The sequence below is a fragment of the Bacillus sp. JJ1521 genome, assembly GCF_036965165.1.
Classification (GTDB): domain Bacteria; phylum Bacillota; class Bacilli; order Bacillales; family Bacillaceae_L; genus Ferdinandcohnia.
This window is the reverse complement of the sequence record NZ_JBALOX010000024.1, coordinates 1-22,884: the sequence shown is the minus strand read 5'-3', so window position 1 is coordinate 22,884 and position 22,884 is coordinate 1. Positions and strand designations below refer to the sequence as shown.

Below are 22,884 nucleotides of genomic sequence, written 5' to 3'. Positions count from 1 at the left end.
CAGTAAACCACAACAAAAGATCATTTCTTATACAGACATTGAACCGGAGGCACTCGTTCATCAAATCGATCCAAAGCTAGCTGAACAGTTTTTAGAAAGAATACTAGGGAGCAAAGGAGATCTAAAAAATCATTTAGACACGCTTCAAGCATTCTTTGACTCGAATTTAAATATAAAAGAAGCTGCAAATAAACTTTACATCCATCGTAACACCTTAATTTACCGTCTAAATAAAATTAAATTAGAAAGCGGCTATGACCCACAAAACTTTAAAGACGCCTTTGCATTGCAACTAGTCATTTGGTTATTTAACAGAATCAGCTCTCCACCGCACTAAGAGGGTGGAGAGCTTTGCCCATTTCTTTTAATGACCTTTCTTCTAGGTTAATTCGACCTGCTTTGTTTCTTTCCCGAAAAATGCAAGTGTAATCACACCGATGACGATACTAGCGCAAAATAACACAAAAATGAAACTAATAGGTTTACCTGCAGCAACTAGTGAGCCGACAAGAAGTGGACCAAGGATCCCACCTACACGACCGATTGCTGCGGCCATACCTGCGCCTGTCCCACGAATGACAGCCGGATATTGTTCAGGGGTGTATGCATATAAAGCCCCCCATGCACCGAGGTTGAAGAATGATAATAAGATTCCCGAAGCAATCAGGATTGCAGTCGTTTCTGCTTGACCGAAAACAAGGGCAGAGCCCGCTGTCCCAAGCAAATAAGTAACAAGCACAAACTTTCTCCCTACTCGTTCAATAAGCCATGCAGCTGTAAAATAACCTGGTAACTGAGCCAGCGTCATGATTAATACATATTCGAAACTTTGAATCATACTAAATCCTTTCATCACCATCACACTTGGCAACCAAAGGAACATCCCATAGTACGAAAAAACAACCGTGAACCAGACCATCCAAAGTACGAATGTGGAACGTGCATATTTCTTCGACCAAACATCTCGGACATTTTGAATAATGGACCGTTTCTCCGCTTTTTTTGGTGAAAACGCCGGAGAGTCAGGTAAATTAAGACGTAAATAAATAGCATATAAAGCAGGCAGAGCACCCAGGATAAGAGCAACTCTCCAACCAAACGAAGGAATAACAAAATAAGAAATAAGTGCTGCAAGTAGCCATCCAAATGCCCAAAAGCTTTCTAGTAGAACAACAACTCTACCGCGATCTTTCGCCGAAACACTCTCTGAAACGAGTGTTGAAGCTACTGGTAATTCACCACCAAGACCCATGCCCACAAAAAATCGTAGAACTAAAAAGGCGAAAAGGGTCGTTGTAAATGCGGAAATACCGCTCGCAAGGGTAAATAATAATAACGTGATAATAAATATATTCTTCCTACCAACTCTATCAGCCCATAGGCCAAAAAGAAGAGCACCTACAGCCATCCCGATTGAGTTCACACTTCCAATCCAACCCATCTGTTCTGGTGTCAAACCCCATTCCGCGTGCAGTGCTGCAATAATAAAGGAAAGCATTCCAACATCCAGTGCGTCAAACATCCAGCCGAGACCTGCGATACCCAGAAGCTTTCGCTGTGAAATTGTTTTTTCTGTCATAATCTTTACTCCCCTTAGTGTCTTGTCAGTTGTCATTACTATTAAACTATAATCGGCTTCAATCGAAATGACAAGGATTTTTTTCGTGGTATGGGTTTAGTATGAACTCATATACAACACTACATGTAAGGGAACCAGTCAAACGACAAATATGGCTTTAAAAGTGACAAGATCCATTGCAGAATTCTTAAATGACTACTTTTTTTCTAAAGATCCTGAAGAAAAAATACCTTTATTTAGTACAGCCATACGCTTTGGCAATCGGGCTACAGCCTCTGCTGAACAGCTAGCTTGTACAAGGACGGCGGTTGCTACATCTCCAACCCTTGGCCAAATTTGATTGCCATCTGTATCTAAAGGAGTAATGCCCCCAGTTGCTAAAGATAAGGCGCGCGATAAATGAAACTCATTGCTCCAACCATATAATTGTGCTGCAAGATGCGCTTTCTGAAGAATATCGCCAATCCCAAACGGTGACCAATGGTCTGTTATGCTATCATTTCCGAGAAGGACTTCTACCCCCTGCTTTTGAAGAAATGGAATTGGCATAATAGTTTTACCAATTGGAACAGATGAGGCTATTGAAATACCTAAAGAAGCTAGGCGGTTTACAAGGTCAATTCCCAATTTTTCCGATAATGAAGCTAGTGAGAACGCATGGCTAATTGTTACTTTTCCCTCTAGGCCGGCCTCTTCAGTAAAATCAGCTAACCTTTTTATTGCTTTTATTCCTGTTTCTCCACCCTCATGAAGATGAATATCTATGCCTACGTTGTAGTCCACTGCGATTTGCACCATAGTTTCCAAAGACTTCTCCATATTTTCATCAACAACGGTTGGGTCAAGACCTCCAACATGTGTTACTCCGAGCTCCATGGCCTCTCGCAAAAGCCCTTCTGCATTTGAACGAAGCAATCCATGTTGAGGAAAGGCTACGATTTCATGTGAAATTTTATCTGAATAATTCTCTAGGGCTGCCTTTACTTTTTCAAGATTTTGTAGCCCTACAGTCTGATCAATATTACAATGACTTCGAACAAATGTTGAACCATGGCTTAGGATTAGCTCAATTAATTTTTCCGCACGCTCTTGTGCCGTTGGAAGTAGTTCTGGAAGTACCTTTTCTTCAAATTCAATCATGTCAAAAATACTTTTTCCATTTGCTCCAGCCCTCCATGGTCCTCCAAAATAGGTTTTATCTAAATGAATGTGCATTTCCTTAAAAGCTGGAAGGAGAAGCATTCCCTTCGCATCATAGCAATCTATATCTTTTTTTAAAGGTATATTTGTATCTTGTATTTTCGTAATAATACCGTTTTCAATTTCAATATTACGTAATTGTGTTTCAGTGGCTACGACCTGCCCATCTTCATACTTATAACCACTTTCTAATAAAACGTTTAACAGCATATAAGAGTTCTTTTTAAGCATATTTCTATCTTTCATTTGTTTTTTCTCCTTTGTGTTTTTTTCCTAGTAATTCGAGAGACTGCTTTTTATGTAATTGATACAAAGGATTTGTAGAATCCTGTTTGATTGCATTCTCAATGGCAACAATTGCTTCGTCATGTCTGCCTAAAGATCTTAAGCTATTCGCCTTGTGGAATGAGAAATCGTATCGATGCGGTTGGAGAGCCAAAAGCTTGTCCATCTCCACAACCGCATCCTCATGTCTGCCAAGTTCTCTCAAATAATTTGATTTATGGTATCTGTAAAAGGTTGCATTAGGATCGAATTCACAGGCTTTATCAAATTCAGCAAGTGCTTCGTCTGGTTTCTTCAACAACCTTAAGCAATTGGCAGTATAGAAATAAAAATCTAAGTCATTTGGGTCTTTTGCTAGGGCGATCTCGAACTGAAGGAAAGCTTCTTCATACCTCTTAGCTTCTTGTAAATAAAGCCCTTTATAATAATATAAATCTAAGTTTTCACTGTCACTTTTAAGTTCATGGTCTATGGTTGTGATTGCCTCTTCATACCTATCTTCTTTGTAGAGTGATTTTGCCTTTTCAATACTTTGATTACTCTCTATATATTCCTTGTTTAAGATTTTCACAACCTTTATTAAATTGAGTTCTTCAGCATGTTGAAGTGCAGACTTGCCATCTCGGTCAGGCAGGTTCACATCCGCCCCTGCTTCAACTAGAAGCTGGATAACATTAGAATACAGACGACCAGCATTTCCCAAAATGACAGCTTCTAATAATGCCGACCACCCTAATTGATTCACGTGATTTACTGGGATTCCAGCTTCCAAGCAAATCTGTACGGTTTTCAAATACCCTTTTTCACTTGAAGGCAGCAAAGCCGTACCACCAAATCGATTTACACTGTTAATGTCAGCTCCATATGGCAGCATCATGCTTAAAATTTCGTGAAATCCGTTTGCACCAGCGCAAATAAAGGGTGTTAACTGGGTCATATCTCTCGCATTTACATCACTCCCAGCTTCTAATAACAATTGCACAACCGAAACTTGATTGTTTTGGGTAGCTACCATAAGGGCAGTTCTACCATTCTTATCCTTAAAATGAATGCTCGCTCCCTCTTGTAGAAAGCGCTCCGCATCCTCCAATTCCCCATTTTCACTTGCACGGATAAGGGCTTCATTTAAGGTTTGTTTTTGCATCATACCAACTCCCTCGATAGATTTATATCTACCTATATCTTCCTGGATAAGGTTTATATATACATTATAACTATTTAGCGTCTCCGAACAATTTGTAATACCAGGAACCATATTAGTTTTCCTATGGTCAAAACTTTTTCCTTACTGGTTAATTGTTGCTATTCCACAAAAACGTTGCCGTAGACTAACACGAAACCCCTTTGTTACAATAAGATTCAATGGAATTTGGGGAGGAAATGAAATGGAGCAAAGGTATCAAGATTTGAAGCTAGGGGAACGTGGTGCGATTTTAAGCATTGCCGTCTATATCTTCTTATCGATATTGAAATTAATCATAGGGTATATAGCCGGTTCAGAGGCACTAAAAGCCGATGGGTTAAATAACACTACTGATATCGTTGCTTCTGTTGCAGTTTTGATTGGTTTAAAACTCTCTCAAAAACCCGCTGATGACGATCACCCTTATGGCCATTGGAAAGCCGAAACAGTTTCTTCTTTAATTGCATCATTAATCATGATGGTTGTTGGTGTTCAAGTTCTATATGGTGCAGCATCGTCTGTCTTTAGTGGTAAAACAGAATCACCTGATATGATAGCGGCATGGACCGGGTTTATTTCCGCTTTTATCATGGTATTGGTATACCGATATAATAAAAATCTAGCTAATAAAGTAAAAAGTCATGCAGTTATGGCGGCAGCTAAAGACAATCTCTCTGATGCATGGGTTAGCATTGGAACTGCAATCGGAATTTTAGGGTCACAGCTTGGCATACCTTGGCTTGATCCAGTCACTGCATTTGTTGTCGGATTATTAATCTGTAAAACTGGGTGGGACATTTTCCGAGAATCTTCCCATTATTTAACTGATGGCTTTGATATAGAGGATTTAGAAGAATATAAACAGACCATTTTGAATGTAAACGGGGTTTTAGAAGTAAAGGATATTAAAGGAAGAACATACGGAAATAGCAATGTAGTGGATGTTGTGATTTCTGTTCCGAATCACTTAGATATTACCCAAGCACATGAAATATCTACAAAAGTAGAGGTCATTTTAATGCAGGAACATAACGTTCAAGATGTTCATGTGCATGTTGAGCCAGTTGGCGATGACAAATTAATTTTGAATTGATAAAAAAAGAAGTAAATTCCATTATCAGAATTTACTTCTTTTTGCTAAGACAGGGATTACGTCCCTCATATCGTACAATTTAATATTCATTCTCGGACTTTTAGTAGTCTTAAGCTATTCAATGTAACGATCAGCGTTGCTCCCATGTCGGCAAAAATTGCGATCCACAAGGTTAACCAACCAGGCACTACTAAAAGTAATGCAAATAATTTAATTGCTAAAGAGAAGGTGATATTTTGCTTAATAATCATCAACGCTTTTCGGCTTAATTTGATGGTATATGGTAATTTGCTTAAATCATCTGACATTAATGCAATATCAGCCGTTTCGATTGCTGTATCAGTTCCTGCACCACCCATTGCTACACCAACAGAAGATGCAGCGAGTGCAGGTGCATCGTTAACGCCATCCCCAACCATTGCCACACTTTGATTTTTTCCTCTATGCTCCTTGATAAAATTTAATTTATCTTCAGGCAGTAAATCCGCTTTAATATCGGAAACACCTACTTGTTTTCCAATTGCTGATGCAGTTCTTTGGTTATCCCCTGTCAACATTACTGTTTCGATACCAAGATGATTCAATTTACTTATAACTTCTTTCGATGTTTCTCTTATTTCATCCGCTACGGCTATCAATGATAGGATTTCATTTTTAGTACCTAAGATCATCACTGTTTTTCCTTGCATCTGCATTTCTGTGATCTTTTGCATTTTATCACTTTGGATATTTCCGTGTAATTCCTCAAAAAGTTTTGGACTTCCTACATAATATATTTCATTATTTACTTTTGCTTTTACACCTTTACCTGTAATCGATTGGAATTCTTCAATAGACACCTCATTCAAGTTCAAACCTTTTTCTTCAGCTTTTCGAATAATGGCTGACGCAAGTGGATGTTGCGATCCTTTTTCAATGGCTGCCGTAATTGCCAATAACTCATTTTCACTTCCACCATATGTCGCGATGTCTGTTACAGCAGGAATCCCTTTTGTTAATGTACCTGTTTTATCAAAGGCAATAGACTTTAAATGACCCGCTTCTTCTAAATGAATACCACCTTTTATTAAGACACCATTTCTCGCGGCATTTCCGATTGCAGTCACGACCGCAACAGGAGTTGAAACGACTAACGCACACGGACAACCAACCACTAATACGGCTAATCCTTGATAAATCCAATTGCTCCAATCACCCCCAAGTAATGGAGGAACGACCGCAATCAAAAGAGCTATCAGTACAATCGCAGGAGTATAGTATTTCGCAAATTTATCGACAAACGCTTGAGATGGTGCCCTTTCTGCTTGAGCTTCTTCAACCAGGTGAATGATTTTTGAAAGGGTTGTATCTTCCACTCGTTTCGTTACTTTTACTTCTAATAAACCCTCTTCATTCAATGTTCCTGCAAAAACCTCATCATCGACAGTCTTAGATACCGGAACACTTTCACCAGTTATTGCTGCCTGATTTAGAGTTGAATTGCCTTTCACAACTAATCCATCCATGGCAAGCTTTTGACCAGGTTTCACAATCATAATGTCGCCAACTTGAATTTCATCAACATGGATGATCATTTCTTGGTTCCCACGACGGATTAACGCTTCTTTTGGAGCAATATCCATTAATGACTCAATCGACCTGCGAGCTTTATCCATTGAATAACGTTCTAATGCTTCACTAATAGCAAAAAGGATCACAACTGTTGCTCCTTCACCCCATTCACCAATTAGCGCAGCACCTATGATCGCAATGGTCATAAGCGTTTTCATATCGAAGTATAATTTGCTTAAGTTTTTTAGTCCTGTAATAAATAATGAATATCCACCAATTAAAATCGATGATGCATAACCAATCATCGGAAGAATATGACCTTCCCCGAATTGCTCCCCTAAAAACCAGCTGACCACAAGTAAAATCGCAGAAATATATACCTTACTATTTTCTTTTTGCTTCCAAAAAGGTTCACGTTCGACCCTTTGCTCTTTTTCATCCCGAATCTTTAAATTTTCAAATGCTCCTGCTTTTTCTAACTCCTGAATTGTTGTAGAGCCTGTAACATAAACTTTAGATGCCCCAAAGTTTACTTTCGCATCTTGAACGCCCGGCAATTCTTTCACTTTTCTTTCAAAAGTGGCTGCACAGTTTGCGCAAGAAAATCCTTGAACACGATAAGTTTTTATCTCTTGTTCGGAAAGAGCAACTTGTTGATCAGACATTGACCTTCGCCTCTTTCTTATGCACCAACGCAATCATCATGATTTGCTTAATATGTTCATCATCCAATGAATAAAATGCAAGCTTTCCTTCTTTTCTAAATTTCACAACACCTTGTTTATGAAGAGTTCGTAAGTGATGGGAAGCATTTGCTACGGGAACATCAAGTATATTTGCTATATCACAAACACATAATTCATCATCTTGGCACAGGGCATATGTGATTTTTGCTCTATTTTCATCAGCAATCGCTTTTAACATTTGCGAAACACTCACAATATCAATGCTTTGTAAATCAGTCTGGATTCGATTGACCTTTGCTTCGTCATAGCAATAAATCTCACATGTATCCTTCTTATTCATCTTCTCACTCCATTTACATTCAAATATATATTTGATTATATTGTAACCTAATTCAAATAATATTCAAATGGGTATTTGAATGAAAAGACGACAATCAAAACCCAAATCAAGACTGATTATCAAAGCAATTTTAATATTAAATTGTGCAGAAATTAGGCAAAAAACGTTTGATATAACAAAGGGACTATCCTCAAATCATTCTTCAATGACCAGTGGATAACCCCTTAATTGTATGGTAAAAAGTTTTACATTTAACTAAAATATCTCAAGAAGGTCACCATTATTGCGCTAAAGGAACCTATTATCAAAAAGAAACCCGTAAAATAACCTCAGATCCATAAGAAAAGAGATTGACCCATTTAATTCGCCAATCTTCTTATCATTTTAATGTATTAATTTTATTTATTAATCAGTAGGTCCGAAAAATATTCACCTATGGAAATGTTTGAAACTTCTGCCCAGATGCGCCTTGCTCGACAATGAGCGGACACATTGTGATGCTGTTATCACAAATTGCCTCCACATCTTTGCGGTCATGTGTCACAATCATACATGTTATATTTGCTTTCTTCAAAATGGTTAGCAATTCTTCTCGAATAGCTTCCTTTAGATCGGCATCTAGGTTACTGAAGGGCTCATCCATCAATAAAATTTTGGGCTTTGGTGCGAGTGCCCTTGCAAGAGCTACCCTTTGCTGCTGTCCGCCGCTTAGCTCATGGGGATATCGGTCGCCAAATACCTCCATATGGACAAGCTCTAGCATCTCTTGGACCCGACGCTTCCGATCCTTCCTCGCCATTCGGGACAAGCCAAATAAAATATTATCTTTTACAGTCATATGAGGAAATAACGCATAATCCTGAAACACCATGCCGACACCTCTGTCTTCAGGCTGAACAAAAATACGCTTTCCAACTACTGGTTTACCCGCAATTGTAATTGTCCCCTTCGTCGGCATTTCTAATCCAGAAATTAAGCGAAGCAAAGTGCTTTTACCACTGCCGCTCTGCCCCAATACACCGACAATTTCTCCAGTATTCAATGAAAAAGAAAAATTGTCAATAATCGGTGCTGTCGTTTGAGTATAGCCAAAACAAAGATTTTGGATTTCAACTACTTTCATCGTTCCACCTTCTTATCGATCATTTGAAACACGAAGACAGACAAAACACTAATGCCAATAATCATTAAGGACGATATAGAGGCCTCAAATATCATTTCATCTTTTGCATACTGAAAAGTCTTTGTTGCCAGCGTATCAAAATTAAATGGTCTTAACAGTAAGGCTAAAGGAAGTTCCTTGCAGATTTCAACAAATGTTAAAATAAAGCCACTTATAAGCGCACCTTTTATTAACGGTAGATCTACTTTAAAAAATGTTTTCGTCATGCCTAGACCGAGCATTCTTGAAGCTTCTGAATACTTTGTACCAACTTTTTCAAAGCCAACCTCGACCGCATTAAAGCCTGTAGCCATAAAACGAATCGCGTAACCGACAATCAACATCACTAATGACAGACTTAAAATTAATGGGGCATTTCCTAATCCCAAATAAGAATACAAGGGTGCGAGCCATTTATCAAGTGTAATAAACACGGCAAGTACCCCAATAGCCACAATTGCACCTGGAATGGAATAACCGGTAGTGGTTAATTTAGCTAAAACATAAGATCCCGTCGAATGAGTCCGACACACATTCGCAACGACAATGGCTAGAATCAGAATCAGCACCGTAGAAATTGCTGCAACATAAACGGTTTGAAAAAACAATGTAAAAAAGCTTTCATTCCATACTTTATGAAACGTCAATTTTGCCCAGGCGATTAACTGTATGAGCGGAATTAGGAATCCGATCAAAAACACAGTTCCACAATACAGAAAAGCAGCAGTTGCCTTTACACCCTTTAGCTTCATCGGCACTAGTGCTCTTGATTTGTTATTTACATTAAAGCGCCGTCCTTGTCTTAGCAACCTTTCTAAAAAAAACAGCCCTACGATAATCACCATTAGCCATGCTGCCAGCCTCATGGCAGAATCGATATCATACATGCCAAACCATGTTTGAAAGATAGCAGTTGAGATTGTATGAATGCCAAAATAGCTTGTTACTCCATAATCACTGAGCACTTCATAAATGACAAGGACTGCCCCAGCAACAATAGCAGGTCTTGAAAGTGGAAGCACAACCCTAAAAAAAATCGCAAGCGGCTTTCTTCCAAGCAGTCTCGCGTTTTCAAAAAATGATGAGCTCTGGCTCTCGAGAAAAGCCCTTGTCATTATATAAACATAAGGAAATAAAAACAAAGTAAAAATGAATATTGCGCCGCGTAAAGATGAAATCGATAGTAGCTCAGGATTGATTTGATAATCAAAGTGATTCCGCAACGTTGTTTGGATCACACCTGTGTAGCTAAACATCGTTCTATACGTATAAGCAGCTATATAAGGCGGAATCGCAAGTGGCAATAATAAGCCCCAGCGAAAAAAACGCTTTAACGGAAAATCATAGGCCGAGGTTAGCCAAGCAAGCGTAACCCCTAAAAACGCAGTAAAAACCCCTGTTAATAAAACAAGAATTAGCGTATTTGCGACATATGTTTTTAATAAATACTGGCGAATCTGAAACCAGTTTTGGTTAGGTTCCTGAAAAAGTGATAAAAAGATAAACAGGATAGGCAGCAGTATAACTGCCGCCCCCAACATGCTGATAATCCACCAACTATTAAAATCTTTTTGAAAAAATCGTTTAACTCGATAAATGAACATTTTTATTTCCAACCTGTTTTATTGAAAATCTCAATTGCTTTATGATTATGCTCTCCTAAAGTATCAAAATTAAGCTCTTGCATTTTAAAGTCGCCCCATGATTCCAGTATCTCAGGTTTCTTAGCTTCTGGATTTACTGGGAATTCATAGTTGTGGGCAGCTAAAAATTCTTGTGCTTCCACACCTGTCATGTATTCTATTAGTTTAGTAGCATTTTCAGGGTTTTTACTATGCTTCGTTAATCCAATACCGCTTATATTCACATGTGTTCCATTTGTTTCTTGGTTAGGGAAAAATACACCGATACCTTCTCCAACTTTCTTTTCTTCAGGATCCTCAGAATTTACAAGAAGTCCAACATAATATGTGTTCATAATTGCTACATCACCAGTACCAGCTGCGATCGCTTTCGCTTGGTCACGGTCACCGCCATCTGGCTGGCGTGCAAAGTTGTTGACAATACCTTGTGCCCATTGCTCTGCCTTCTCTTCACCGTTTAACTCAATGAAAGAAGCTAGTAAAGATTGGTTGTAAAGACTTGTTGAAGATCGAGCTAGCACTTTCCCTTTCCATTTCTCGTCAGTTAAAGCTTCATATGTAGAAAGCTCATCTGGATTTACGCGATCTTTCGAGTAAACAATTACTCGTGCTCTTGTGGCCATACCTATCCAGTTATTGTCTTTATCACGAAGATTAGCAGGAACATTTTTGTTGATAATGTCAGATTGAACTGGCTGCAGAATATCATTATTCTTTGCATTTGCTAAAACTCCGCCATCTACAGTAATAAATAAATCCGCCTGCGTACTTTCGCCTTCACGCTTTAAACGCTCAATAAGTTCTTCTGCTTCTCCTTTAACAACATTCACTTTGATACCAGTTTCTTCTGTAAATTTCTTATATACTTCTTCATCCGCCTCATAATGTCTAGCTGTATAAACATTAACCACCTGATTCTCAGCTTTTTTTGGCTCTTCGGATGTTTTTTGTCCTTCTGTGCTGTTATCAGTTGCTGATCCGCATCCAGCTAAACCAACAATTAATAGTACACTTGCAAGAAAAGGTTTAAAAAGTTTAGTAAGGTTCATTTATAAGTCCGCCTTTGTTAATTTTGTAATAATGATAATGATAATTATTATCATTTGTTATTTTTATTATATTTACCACATTCTCAATAGTCAACAATATTTTTTATTATTAAAATTTATATTGGCTGATGGACAGAGAAAAGAATCCATTCTGAAAAAATATTGATGATGCTCACCATTCAAAAACAATTCATACCTATAACAACTAGTATTCTTGCTGCTATGTTAGTTATACCACTCGAGTAAATCCCCATTTTAATCGAACTGTTTTTCAACTCCATCCCTTTAACCATTTCGCTGTCACTGTTCCTGCATGTAACATCTCTTCTGGCGTGCCTTCAAATATAATATGTCCGCCTTGCTTTCCTCCTCCTGGACCCAATTCGATTACCCAGTCGCTCGCCGCTATAAAGTCCAGATTGTGTTCGATTATTATTACGGAATTACCTCTGTTTACTAGTTTTTGAAAGATATCTAAGAGTTTTCCATTATCTTTCGTGTGCAGTCCTAAGGATGGCTCGTCTAATAAGTAGATTTGTCCTTCTTTTTGTAAGTGGCTTGCCAGTTTTAGACGTTGGATTTCTCCTCCGCTTAGAGAACTTGTTGTCTGTCCTAGGGTGAGGTACCCTAACCCTACTTCTTTTAGCGTGTTCACTCTTTTTATGATTTTTGGCCATTTAAAATAGTTCTTTGCCTCTTCAATCGTTAAATCTAAAATTTCTACTATATTTTTATCTTGGTATCGATAGGCAAGCGCTTCGTCTGAATACCTTGTACCTCCACACGTTTCACATGGAATTGCCACCGGATCTGCAAATGCTACGTCTGGAGTTAGTACTCCTTTTCCTTTGCAGATAGGACATGCTCCTATAGAGTTAAAGCTGAACAAACCAGCTGGCTGCCCTGTTTCTTTTGAAAATATGGATCGAATATCATCCATGATTCCCATATATGTAGCTAGTGTCGAACGGCTAGAGACTCCTATACCGCCTTGCCCGACCATGATGGTTTCTGGAAATTTTTTCGTGAATTCTTCGAACATTAACGAGCTTTTACCCGAACCAGATACTCCACAAATTGAAACCAAGACATTGCTAGGAATATTTACGCTTATATTTTTTAAGTTATTGTTCCTGGCGCTTTTTATTGTAAAATAATCTTCTATCGTTCTTGGATTCTTATTGACTGTTAGCTTATGGCTTAGAGTTGTTGCCGCTTTTGAGTTTTTTAGTCCTTCTAGTTTCCCTTGATAGACAACTTCTCCTCCGTTTACACCTGCCCCTGGCCCCATCTCTATGATTTCATCCGCTATTTTTATGACTGATAGATCGTGTTCAATAACAATGACGGTATTATGTTGGGCTTTTAGACTTTTCAACATTTGGATTAACATATCCACTTCTTCTGGATGTAGACCTGCACTTGGTTCGTCGAAAATGTATGTCATATTATTTAGGCTGCTACCTAAATGCTTAGCAATTTTTACCCTTTGCGCCTCGCCGCCCGACAAAGTCCCCATTTTTCTTGATAGACTCAAATATCCTAATCCCATATCAACTAGTTGGATGATTTGCGGGATTGCTTGTTGTGCTACAGACACTCCCATAGGATCTTTTATATTCTTAAGTTCTTCCAGTAGTTCGGTAAGCTCTAATTGATCGTATTCTGCAATATTTAAACCATTGATTCTACATTCTAAAACCTTTGGATTTAAACCTGAACCCTGGCAAGTTGGGCACACTGAATGTGTTGAAACTGCAAATACGTCATCTTCAGATACTTCTTTTAGCTTTGAGACATCACGATTGATATAAAGGCGCGTAAATCTAGGCAATAACCCGTCCCACTCATGTGGTTGAGGTCCATTTTTTGTGTGAAACGGTGCATACACCTTTTCACCTTCCGGGGGACCATATAATAGCAGGTGGAGCTCTTCTTCCGGGTAATTCTTTATCGGTTTATCCGGATCGAACAATCCACCGGTCATCATCCACCTGCCTTGCCAACCCGAAGGCGATAATGGTTTAAATTTCACTGCATAATCTCGAAGTGACTTACTGAAATCAATCATCTTATGTAGGTCTGGCGCAATGACTTCTCCAAATCCACCACATTCCGGACATCTACCAAAAGAACTTTGGCTTGAAAAATCAGTAGCAGAACCTATGGATGGCTCTCCTATTCTAGAAAACAAAAGTCTAATTAATGGATTAATATCCATATAGGTGCCCACTGTCGAGCGCGAATTGCCACCTATCGATCGTTGTTCTACGACTACAACCGGGCTTAAGTTTCGCATAAGATCAGCATGGGGCCTTTCATATCTAGGCATTTGATTTCGAACATAGAGAGGATAGTTCTGAGTCATTTGCCTTCTGCTTTCTTTTGCTAATGTATCAAAAACAACGGAGCTCTTTCCCGATCCTGAAAGACCAGTAAATACGATGATTTTCTCTTTTGGAATATTTAAATCTATATTTTTTAAATTATTTTCTTTAAGCCCTCTTAGCATGATTTCATCTTTTATTTCAGGCATTTTATCACCCTCTCTGATAATCTACTATGCTACTTTTTCGTTTGCTACAAGTCTAGCCAACCTTGACAAGGGAAATACCTTTCTAGATATTACCCACTCAAATTCCTGCAAGATTTCTAAAAAACACCCAACGAATTTCGCCGGGTGCTTAAATTTCCTTTTCAACAAAGGCATTACTTTTTTTCATCTAGTTTCATAAGAATTTCTTCGCAAATTTCATGGGTTTCCAGTGCATCCCATGCTGAAATTTTAGGTTCTGAATTTGTGCTGACGGCATGAATAAAATCTCTAACCATTTGCTCAAACCCTCTTGTAAACAATGTTGGTTCCCAATCATTACTCCGAACCTGAATATTTTCCATACCTTTCGAAATGACCAAGTTGGATACATTAGTGACCGTCCGCTTCTCCAACGGGCCCATAACCTCGGCAATTTCCTCAGTCGTCCCATTATCCCTATTCATGATGCCGATTGCCGTGCCGCTTTGGGAGATAAATTGAATCACAACGTGGTATAGGGCTCCATTTTCCATGCGGCCGTTCACAAGAATATCTTCAATCGGGTGTGGAAATAAATACCTCATCGTATCCACTACATGGATGAAATCATCGAAAATAAATGTCCGTGGCTCACCAGGAAGATTTTTGCGATTTTTCTGGACTACCACCATATTTGGCTGCGCAACTTCCTTCAATTTTATATACGAAGGGGCATATCTGCGATTGAAACCTGCCATCAGTATAAGACCGCGGTCCTCCGCCAGTTCTACTAGTCGTTTAGCGCCTTCATAATTGTCAGTAATTGGCTTGTCCACAAACACATTAATTCCGTGTTCTAGAAGCCACTGAACAATTTCTTCATGAGAGGATGTCGATGAATGGACAAACGCACCCTTAATGCCGCTATTAACCAGGGATTTGAGGTCGGAGTGAATATGTTCAAACCGATACTGGCCGGCAAGTTCTCGTAACTTTTCTTGATTTCTTGTGTAAAAATGAAACTCAATTTCCTTTAATCCGCTATAAACTGGAAGATAAGCCTTTTGTGCAATGTCTCCAAGTCCTATAACCCCAATTTTAATCAATATAAATCCCCCATCTCATATTCAATCTACGCTTCACAGTGACTACCCAAATTTTCATGCAAATCCTACTCTATTGTCTTGTACATATCATAATATAAATAATGCGCCAAATGTACTGGCATAATTTTAAATAATCCAACGTATTTATCTTTACCGAAGTTCAATAACCAATCTAAATTCGTCCTACGGTAAATAAAATAACACAAAACGATGGACCTATCAGGACCCATCTTATTTTTATAATTCGAACACTTAGGTATAAAACGGATGAATGAAAGTGAAAGAAGGCGGGGTATTGAAGAGTAAAATTCATCGATGTAATTGTAGAAATACGTGGACAGTACGAAACAGGAAGCGTTCTATTACAGCAAATACAATGCTTCTTCATGGAAAATGGTATGTAGAATTGAAACCTGAAAAGAAATCAAATCCTAAGGGATTTGTAGTAACAGATCAAAGTGAAGATATCATCATAAATCCACCTGAACAATTAATTAAAAGGTTTGATAAAATAAAAAAGCTAGTATACGACAAGGAAAATGTGCTTTTTAATGTGCATAACGGGGAATATCTATATTTTGCAGATGATGGTGCTTGTTACCTTCTTCAGATTCGCCCCCTTCCATCATGACAGGAAATTTGCCGGTATGATTTTGGTTCAATACCGCATTCACACCAGCAAATTCCATAAATCCACTATTCCAACGTACCATCAACATTCTCTAACACAAAGTTATCGAGCAATGCACGTACTTCATCTGTTGACTTTGCACTCATCAATTGATTTCTTAACTCACCCGCACCTCGAAATCCCTTGACATAAATCTTAAAAAAGCGGCGAAGTTGTCCTAAAGAACGTGTTTGTAAGTGTGAATACTTATCAAATAGGTCGAGATGCAATCTTAGCAGATCAAGCAATTCCTTACTGCTATGATCTTTCGGCTCCTTTTCAAAGGCAAACGGGTTTTTAAAAATACCGCGCCCAATCATAATCCCATCCACACCGTATTGATTAGCGAGTTTCAGGCCAGTTTGATAGTCAGGAATATCCCCATTAATCGTCAAAAGTGTATTTGGTGCCACCTCGTCACGAAGTTTCTTGATTTCCGGAATCAGCTCCCAATGAGCATCTACTTTGCTCATTTCCTCTCTAGTACGCAAATGAATGGATAGATTAACAATGTTTTGTTTCAATATGTGTGTCAGCCAGTCGCGCCATTCATCTACTTCCGTGTAACCTAGCCTTGTCTTCACACTTACAGGCAATCCTCCTGCTTTTGCTGCTTGTATGATTTCAGCTGCAACCTCAGGGCGACGGATGAGACCACATCCCTTCCCATCCTCTGCCACATTTTCTACAGGACAGCCCATATTGATATCTATACCTTTAAACCCTTGTTGCGCCATACCAATACTCATTTGTCGAAAGTGTTCGGGCTTATCTCCCCATATATGGGCCACCATGGGTTGTTCATCCTCTGTAAAAGTCAATCTCCCGCGTACACTTTGCTGCCCCTCTGGGTGACAATAACTCTCCGTGTTTGTAAACTCTGTAAAAAACACATCAGGTCTAGCTGCTTTACTAACTACATGGCGGAAAACAACATCCGTCACATCTTCCATTGGTGCTAGTATAAAAAACGGTCGTGGTAAATCACCCCAAAAATTATCACTCATATTCAAATTCAAATCCTCTCATTATGGGACACTAACTCCAACTCTTGTCCCAAAATAAAAGCAAAAACTTTGCTTCTTTTACACTTATACCATGATTGTACATATTTTTTCAAACTTACGTTTTAGTGCAGACCCTTATTTCACAGATTGTTATATATTCAATTATCCATAATAATACATCTAGCTTAGGATCCATATTAACAAAAATAAGACCTGACCCCAGTACCGTAGTACACATTGGGGTCAAGCCCTAAATTCAAATCGGTGTTATTCTTATGGACTTTAAGCTAACGTCTAAATACGCATTAATGCGCCATTAGGCTTGGATAACTCTTGATCTGTTATCAGATTCATTTTACAAAAATGATCAAAAAATTGTTGTGCCAGCTCTCGTTCCTTTGGGTCAGTTTTCAACGAAACTATATCAAGCAAAATTTGCGCCATCCATGAATTATCAAAATAACGATATTTACCTGTATTCCATGACATTCTGTGAGGGAATTTTTCATTTACATAATACTTCCAGAAAAGCATCTGATCCGATTCCTGTTCTGTAAGTTGGAGTCTGTATTTTGAATGAGCAGGAATATATCCGTCCTCACAAAGTTTACCGATAAAGCCTTCTTTTACCATATAGATACCTAAGATACGTCTGTCTTTTTCAGGCATGCTAGAATCTAATGCTGTTAACACTACAGCGCTATTTTGGTGTAAGCGGATAGGTTTGTTTGGATTCCCCTTGTTATTACCGCTTTTTATTACACCTGAAAAAACCTTCCACTCTGAAAGGGAACTATTCTGTTCTTCCGTGTCACACCAAAAAACCATTTGTGACTCGGGATGAAGTTTATGATTTTTCATAAGTTTTTCATGTTTCAAGCGAAGTTCCTGTTTTATTCGATGTAGCTTTTTATCCTCTTCCTTCTTCCATTCTTCCTCCTTTTGTTCCATTTCCTTTTTTTGTATAATCTTCTCAAGTGAATTAGCAACACTTTTATCATGTAGTTTAAGGTGTTTTCCAAATACATCAGGGAAAACAAACTTTTTATTTTCTGATGCGAAATGTATTTCAATAGTAGAATCATTATGTTCAACTATACTACCCATACCAAATCGCTTGTGTGTAACTTTCTTATTGATTAGATTCATTAATCTAGGCCTCCTCGTAGAATAAAACTTCGGTTATTTTTAGATAGAAATTTGATAATTTTATTCAACTAACTTACCCTTAAAGCTCACACAACTGTTTGAATTTCCCTTCAGCTTTTAAAAGGATATTAAAAAACGTATTCATAATTCTATCTGCAAAAAATACAGCGGAATTCAGAATACGACTTATAAGACTATTATAACATTTTTAAATAATATTACAAATTCATTATTGACAACGCATCTTATTGTGAGGTAAAATAAAATTTTTTGCTATCTTAATATCATTAAATTAACTTCAAAAAATGCGCCTGTCTCCAGTGTGCATTAACGCATTAGTTTACTGGGGGTCAGGTACTCGGATATCTGAAATCCTTTAAAATCACCCACCGATTATAAGTTTGCCATCAATTCTCTTTAATGTCCCAAGAATACTCATGGCAGCTAAATAGCTCGTCTTATCATTTTCCGGAAGTGGATTGTTCGTAACAGTTAATGTTGCTTCCCCAAAATCTCCTCTTATGGCAACATGATGCACATTCTTATCAATATGCGGATCAGCCACAAGGCTTACTCTCGTCTTCTCTATTCCTATCCCTGCCAGTGACAGGACAATCGAGACATTCATGTTTTTCGGAAATTTCCTAATCGCATCAATCGCTTTCCCCTCAAATACAACCCTTGCTTCATCGATGTTTTCCTCAATTAGCGATCTGGCTGGTTTCCGAGTTGTTAACGAAACGCTTGTGACTTTGCCAAGGGCATGTGCATTTTGCAAGAGATCCAATCCACCAATTGCTCCAGACGGCAAGTGAACGGCATACTTGTACTCATTGACAAGTTTATCTATTTCCGTCAACAGCGCTTCATCTGCAAGTGCACCAACACTGATCAACACTACATCCTTTTTCTTCATAATAGATGGTAACAAGGTTTTCACTGCCTCTATGTTAGCCGCCTCTACTACAATATCAATTTCTGAATCAAGGAATGCCTCGAGATCAGTAAACAATTTCACACCATATTCCGACTCTAGTAACCGATATTTTTCCTTATTCCGTACCAAAATACTTTTAATCCGTAAATTTTCAAGTTGATTCTGATTGATTTTCTCCAATAAAAAATTAGCGATCGCTCCAGCACCAATTAAACCGATATTCATTGGTTGCCTCCTCGTCTAAATATTAATTGATTCCATTCTCTCATAAGATGATAGATATAACACTTTGGACAATTAAACAGATTGATAAAACATTCACACTATAGTCAATAATGGAAGGTATTATTAAAACTCGTTCTCTATAATGAATTATATTAGTTTTTATCCTTGATATATTACACAATAGCAAATATAATCAAGTTAGTTGTTCTCAAAAGAGAACAACTGTAAAATGAACAATTCTGGGGATTTTGTCCAATGGAATAATACTAGATTGATAGGAATAAACTTACTATTAGCAAAGTGGACAGGCATCCTATAATGCCAATAAAATTTAGCGATTAGCTATGGAGGCGCAGTAAAAATGAGAAAAAAAAGATTCAAAAGGATAGGAAATATCCTATTTGCATTATTAATAATCATTAGCATTTCTGCACTTTTTTCATTAATACAGTCAAATAAGGAACCAGGTCATCTACCTTCAATATTAGGGTTTAAGGTCATGACAGTCCTAACTGGCAGTATGGAACCACTACTACATCCAGGTGACGTTATAGTAGCTAAGCCAATAAATCCAAATAAGGTTAAGGTCAATGATGTCATTACATATCGAAATAGCCAAAACACATTGGTGACTCATAGGATTATAGAAATAGTTGATAAAGAAGGAGACAATTTTTTTCAAACTAAAGGAGATGCAAATAATGTGAAAGATGAAGGACTTATCGCACATGAGCAGCTTGTAGGTTCACTGTTATTCCATATTCCTAAAGCAGGGTATATAGCAAACTTTTTAAAAAGTCCTATTGGTTTGATTTTGTTAGTTTCAGTTCCTTTAATAAGTTTAACTATTGGGATGATAAAAAAAATTATTGCGATCGATAGACGGGAGAAAAGTGAAATTTAAGTATAAACCATCTATCCCAAGGTTGAATATACAACGATTTATAAGGAGGTGATCAAATCAAAGTTATCAATAAGAAGGGTATTTAAACACACCACATTACAGAAAAGAAATGAATTAATGGAGGGAATATTCGATGAAAAAGAAGTCTATTATTAGTTTGTTTGCGGTATTGATTGTAGCAATTGCTGTTATTGGAACTGTGGCATACTTTTCTAAGAGTTTCACCAGTGATAAGAACATTGCAACTGCTGCAAATTTTAATGTTATCGCCGTAGATGCAAAAGGAAATGCAATTGGAGATGGTCAATTTAACCTAGGTGATGATTTAATTCCTGGAATGGATGCGCTTGAAGCGTATAGTTTCAAAGTAAACAAAGCTGGAACTGATGTACCCGTTGAATATAAGGTGAATTTCACTTTAAGTGGAGATTTATTTCCAGCAGGTAACAGTTCACCTGTAAGCCTTACTTTACAAAATAAAGTTGGGAATGATTGGGTTACTGTCGATTATTCAAATCCCTTTATCCCACAAAATGATAGTGAGGACTTTAGGGTAATGGTAAATTGGCCACATGGTGATAATGATGGTGATTTCGCAGGTAAAACTGGTAATATTAAATTAGAGGTTGTGGCTACCCAAGTCGATGGCAATAGTAAAGCAGAAGCAACAAAAATGCTTAATGATGCAGAAGCTGCATTAAAAGCATTAGATACTGTCCATAATAATTCAAGTTTCAATCGAGGGAATTTTTCAAAGGCGGAATCTGATGCTGTTCAAGCCCTACTAGATAATACAGCAGAATATATTAATGGTGTTACAAGCGGTAAAACGGAATTATTGGCAGAACTTAATAGGATTCAAAAAGCGCTTGATCAAAAAGTTGAGTCTAGATATGTTTATTATGAAATAGATACGAAATATACGAATTTTACTCAACTAGGGTTAAAATTGTCAGCTGATCATTCCGGGCAAGTAATTAGAAATGAAGAGGCTAGGGCAATGATGGTAATGGGTCTATATCAAGGAGACGTAAAGTTGTTTGCAATGGAATACCATACATCTACTAAAAAAGATGCAACAATTGGAGATACTTATAAATATGGATTACGTTTTAATGGTGGAGTTAAAACAATTGACGCGACTTTCACAAACTTAGGCGCTGGAAAATGGAAGATTGAAAGCGATTGGTTAGTAGAAAAAAAATAAGATTATAATAAGATTTTATTTTATTTATTAAGGAAGGGTCATCAACACTGGAAGTATAGTGGGGAATGACCCTTGTTGCTTTAAAGTGGATTTAGTCAAATAAAACGATCAAAAATCCGAAACAGTATAATACCCGAAAACTCCCTCTCTGCATTTAATTTATGTCCGTAAATGCTATTCTCAATTTTTGTCCGATAATAAATTTGAAGCCAATAATATTCAAGTCAACGATTTAATTGGAAAAAGTTTCTTACTAGTGAATGTTTTTTAGGAAAAAACCTGCAGCAAAAAAACTACAGGTCTATTTTAACTTACCTTCTCTTAAATATTGTTTCCTCCACATTATGGTCTGTAGCTAAAGGAGGAGTTATGGACAATGATGCAATTTCTTCCCACTGACTCTTTTCTAAAGAGATATTAATAGAATCAAGTGATGGCTCCAACTGCTCTGGGTTTCTTGCACCAATGATAGGTGCTGTGATGCTTGGATTACCTTTTACCCAAGCGACCGCTAGAGAAGCTGGATCATACCCATTTTCACTAGCATATTGTGTGAATCGATTAGCAGTTTCATAATAGCTCTCTTGACCGTATCTTAGTTGATAGTTCTGTTGTTCTATTAGCCTACCTTCTTTTGGCTTCGTGGATTTCCCGTATTTACCAGTTAGGAGTCCTCCACCTAATGGGCTATAACTAATGACCCCAAGTTGTTCCGATTGAGCGAGTGGTAATATCTCAACTTCTGCTTGTCTTTTTACTAGATTATACATCGGTTGAATTAGTTTAAATTTAGCTAAAGCTTTTCGTTCTGATATACCTAGAGCTTTTGCAATTTCCCATGCTGCCCAATTACTTACCGCAGGATATAATATCTTACCTTGTCTTTGTAGATCATCTAAGGCAAGAAGTGTTTCCCCGATATCTGTTTTATCATCAAACCGATGGAGGAAGTAAAACTCAATTCGATCTGTCCCCAAACGTTTTAAGCTTTTTTCAATTGAAAGAAAAATATGTCGTCTAGAAGTACCTCCTTCATTTCTATCAATCCCAGAAGAAAGTCCGACCTTAGATGTTAACACAATGTCATCACGGCAATCAGCTATACACTTACCAAGTATTTCTTCCGATCTTCCATTATTATAAACATTTGCGGTGTCAAAAAAATTGATCCCAACTTCCCTACAACGGTTAAACATCGCCTTGGAAGTATTTTCATCTGCTATCCCACCAAAAGACATTGTCCCGAAACATAGTTCTGATACGTAAATGCCAGTATCTCCGATAGTTTTATATTCCATAAATACTCCCTGTTTTTTAATAAAATATTATGTTACTTTCCTTCTAAAATGGCAGCCTTCCGATATTGACTTCCAGGATGATCATTAGGTAATAA

19 protein-coding genes are annotated in these 22,884 nt (G+C 37.7%); 5 read left to right on the top strand and 14 right to left on the bottom strand.

All coding sequences use genetic code 11. The features are described from left to right. A partial coding sequence (locus V7147_RS04660; RefSeq protein ID WP_335366697.1) for a PucR family transcriptional regulator occupies window positions 1-337 on the top strand: 337 nt, incomplete at its 5' end. 42 nt (window positions 338-379) lie between these two features. On the opposite strand, the gene V7147_RS04655 is transcribed toward V7147_RS04660, so the two are convergent. From V7147_RS04655 to V7147_RS04645, 3 genes are all read right to left on the bottom strand, one after another. Continuing rightward, window positions 380-1,579 (bottom strand): MFS transporter, encoded by a 1,200-nt coding sequence (locus tag V7147_RS04655; RefSeq protein WP_335366696.1) that lies wholly within the window; start codon window positions 1,577-1,579, stop codon window positions 380-382. 195 nt (window positions 1,580-1,774) lie between these two features. Further along, on the bottom strand, window positions 1,775-3,010 hold the full coding sequence (locus V7147_RS04650) for an amidohydrolase family protein (protein ID WP_438824544.1): 1,236 nt from the start codon (window positions 3,008-3,010) through the stop codon (window positions 1,775-1,777). 4 nt (window positions 3,011-3,014) lie between these two features. Beyond that, complete coding sequence (locus V7147_RS04645) at window positions 3,015-4,208, bottom strand: ankyrin repeat domain-containing protein (RefSeq protein ID WP_335366694.1); 1,194 nt, start codon at window positions 4,206-4,208, stop codon at window positions 3,015-3,017. A 241-nt stretch (window positions 4,209-4,449) separates the two neighbouring features. On the opposite strand from V7147_RS04645, the gene V7147_RS04640 reads away from it, so the two are divergent. Further along, the gene (locus tag V7147_RS04640; RefSeq protein ID WP_335366693.1) at window positions 4,450-5,340 is read left to right on the top strand and encodes a cation diffusion facilitator family transporter; all 891 of its coding nucleotides are present in this window, start codon (window positions 4,450-4,452) and stop codon (window positions 5,338-5,340) included. Window positions 5,341-5,426: 86 nt separating this feature from the next. On the opposite strand, the gene V7147_RS04635 is transcribed toward V7147_RS04640, so the two are convergent. The 7 genes from V7147_RS04635 to V7147_RS04605 all read right to left on the bottom strand — a co-directional run bounded on the left by V7147_RS04635 (window position 5,427) and on the right by V7147_RS04605 (window position 15,392). Continuing rightward, complete coding sequence (locus V7147_RS04635; protein WP_335366692.1) at window positions 5,427-7,556, bottom strand: heavy metal translocating P-type ATPase; 2,130 nt, start codon at window positions 7,554-7,556, stop codon at window positions 5,427-5,429. After that, window positions 7,549-7,917, bottom strand: a complete 369-nt coding sequence (locus tag V7147_RS04630) for an ArsR/SmtB family transcription factor (protein WP_335366691.1) — start codon at window positions 7,915-7,917, stop codon at window positions 7,549-7,551. Before V7147_RS04630 ends, V7147_RS04635 begins: the two co-directional genes overlap by 8 nt. 433 nt (window positions 7,918-8,350) lie before the next feature. Further along, a complete protein-coding gene (locus V7147_RS04625) occupies window positions 8,351-9,040 on the bottom strand; it encodes an ABC transporter ATP-binding protein (protein ID WP_335366690.1) in 690 nt (229 codons plus the stop codon). Then, complete coding sequence (locus V7147_RS04620) at window positions 9,037-10,683, bottom strand: ABC transporter permease (protein WP_335366689.1); 1,647 nt, start codon at window positions 10,681-10,683, stop codon at window positions 9,037-9,039. Before V7147_RS04620 ends, V7147_RS04625 begins: the two co-directional genes overlap by 4 nt. Window positions 10,684-10,685: 2 nt before the next feature. Beyond that, entirely contained in the window at window positions 10,686-11,771 is a 1,086-nt protein-coding gene (locus V7147_RS04615; RefSeq protein ID WP_335366688.1) for a Fe(3+) ABC transporter substrate-binding protein, read from the bottom strand. 271 nt (window positions 11,772-12,042) lie between these two features. Next, window positions 12,043-14,307 (bottom strand): ATP-binding cassette domain-containing protein, encoded by a 2,265-nt coding sequence (locus V7147_RS04610; protein ID WP_335366687.1) that lies wholly within the window; start codon window positions 14,305-14,307, stop codon window positions 12,043-12,045. Between the two features lie 173 nt (window positions 14,308-14,480). After that, on the bottom strand, window positions 14,481-15,392 hold the full coding sequence (locus V7147_RS04605) for a Gfo/Idh/MocA family protein (protein ID WP_335366686.1): 912 nt from the start codon (window positions 15,390-15,392) through the stop codon (window positions 14,481-14,483). A 295-nt stretch (window positions 15,393-15,687) separates the two neighbouring features. On the opposite strand from V7147_RS04605, the gene V7147_RS04600 reads away from it, so the two are divergent. Next, complete coding sequence (locus V7147_RS04600) at window positions 15,688-16,023, top strand: hypothetical protein (protein WP_335366685.1); 336 nt, start codon at window positions 15,688-15,690, stop codon at window positions 16,021-16,023. Between the two features lie 65 nt (window positions 16,024-16,088). Here the strand turns inward: V7147_RS04600 and V7147_RS04595 are convergent, their stop codons facing one another. The 3 genes from V7147_RS04595 to nadX all read right to left on the bottom strand — a co-directional run bounded on the left by V7147_RS04595 (window position 16,089) and on the right by nadX (window position 19,380). After that, window positions 16,089-17,069 carry a tRNA dihydrouridine synthase gene (locus V7147_RS04595; protein ID WP_335366684.1) on the bottom strand — a complete coding sequence of 327 codons (981 nt, stop codon included), beginning with the start codon at window positions 17,067-17,069 and terminating at the stop codon, window positions 16,089-16,091. A gap of 294 nt (window positions 17,070-17,363) precedes the next feature. Beyond that, window positions 17,364-18,218: a malate synthase gene (locus V7147_RS04590; RefSeq protein WP_335366683.1), complete on the bottom strand. Its 855-nt coding sequence runs from the start codon at window positions 18,216-18,218 to the stop codon at window positions 17,364-17,366. Between the two features lie 382 nt (window positions 18,219-18,600). Beyond that, entirely contained in the window at window positions 18,601-19,380 is a 780-nt protein-coding gene (nadX, locus tag V7147_RS04585) for an aspartate dehydrogenase (RefSeq protein WP_335366682.1), read from the bottom strand. Between the two features lie 361 nt (window positions 19,381-19,741). Here nadX and V7147_RS04580 point away from each other — a divergent pair, with 361 nt between their 5' ends. Next, entirely contained in the window at window positions 19,742-20,284 is a 543-nt protein-coding gene (locus tag V7147_RS04580) for a signal peptidase I (RefSeq protein ID WP_335366681.1), read from the top strand. 133 nt (window positions 20,285-20,417) lie between these two features. Further along, complete coding sequence (locus V7147_RS04575) at window positions 20,418-21,491, top strand: hypothetical protein (protein ID WP_335366680.1); 1,074 nt, start codon at window positions 20,418-20,420, stop codon at window positions 21,489-21,491. 311 nt (window positions 21,492-21,802) lie between these two features. Here the strand turns inward: V7147_RS04575 and V7147_RS04570 are convergent, their stop codons facing one another. Continuing rightward, window positions 21,803-22,789 (bottom strand): aldo/keto reductase, encoded by a 987-nt coding sequence (locus V7147_RS04570; protein ID WP_335366679.1) that lies wholly within the window; start codon window positions 22,787-22,789, stop codon window positions 21,803-21,805. Window positions 22,790-22,884: the final 95 nt, after the last annotated feature.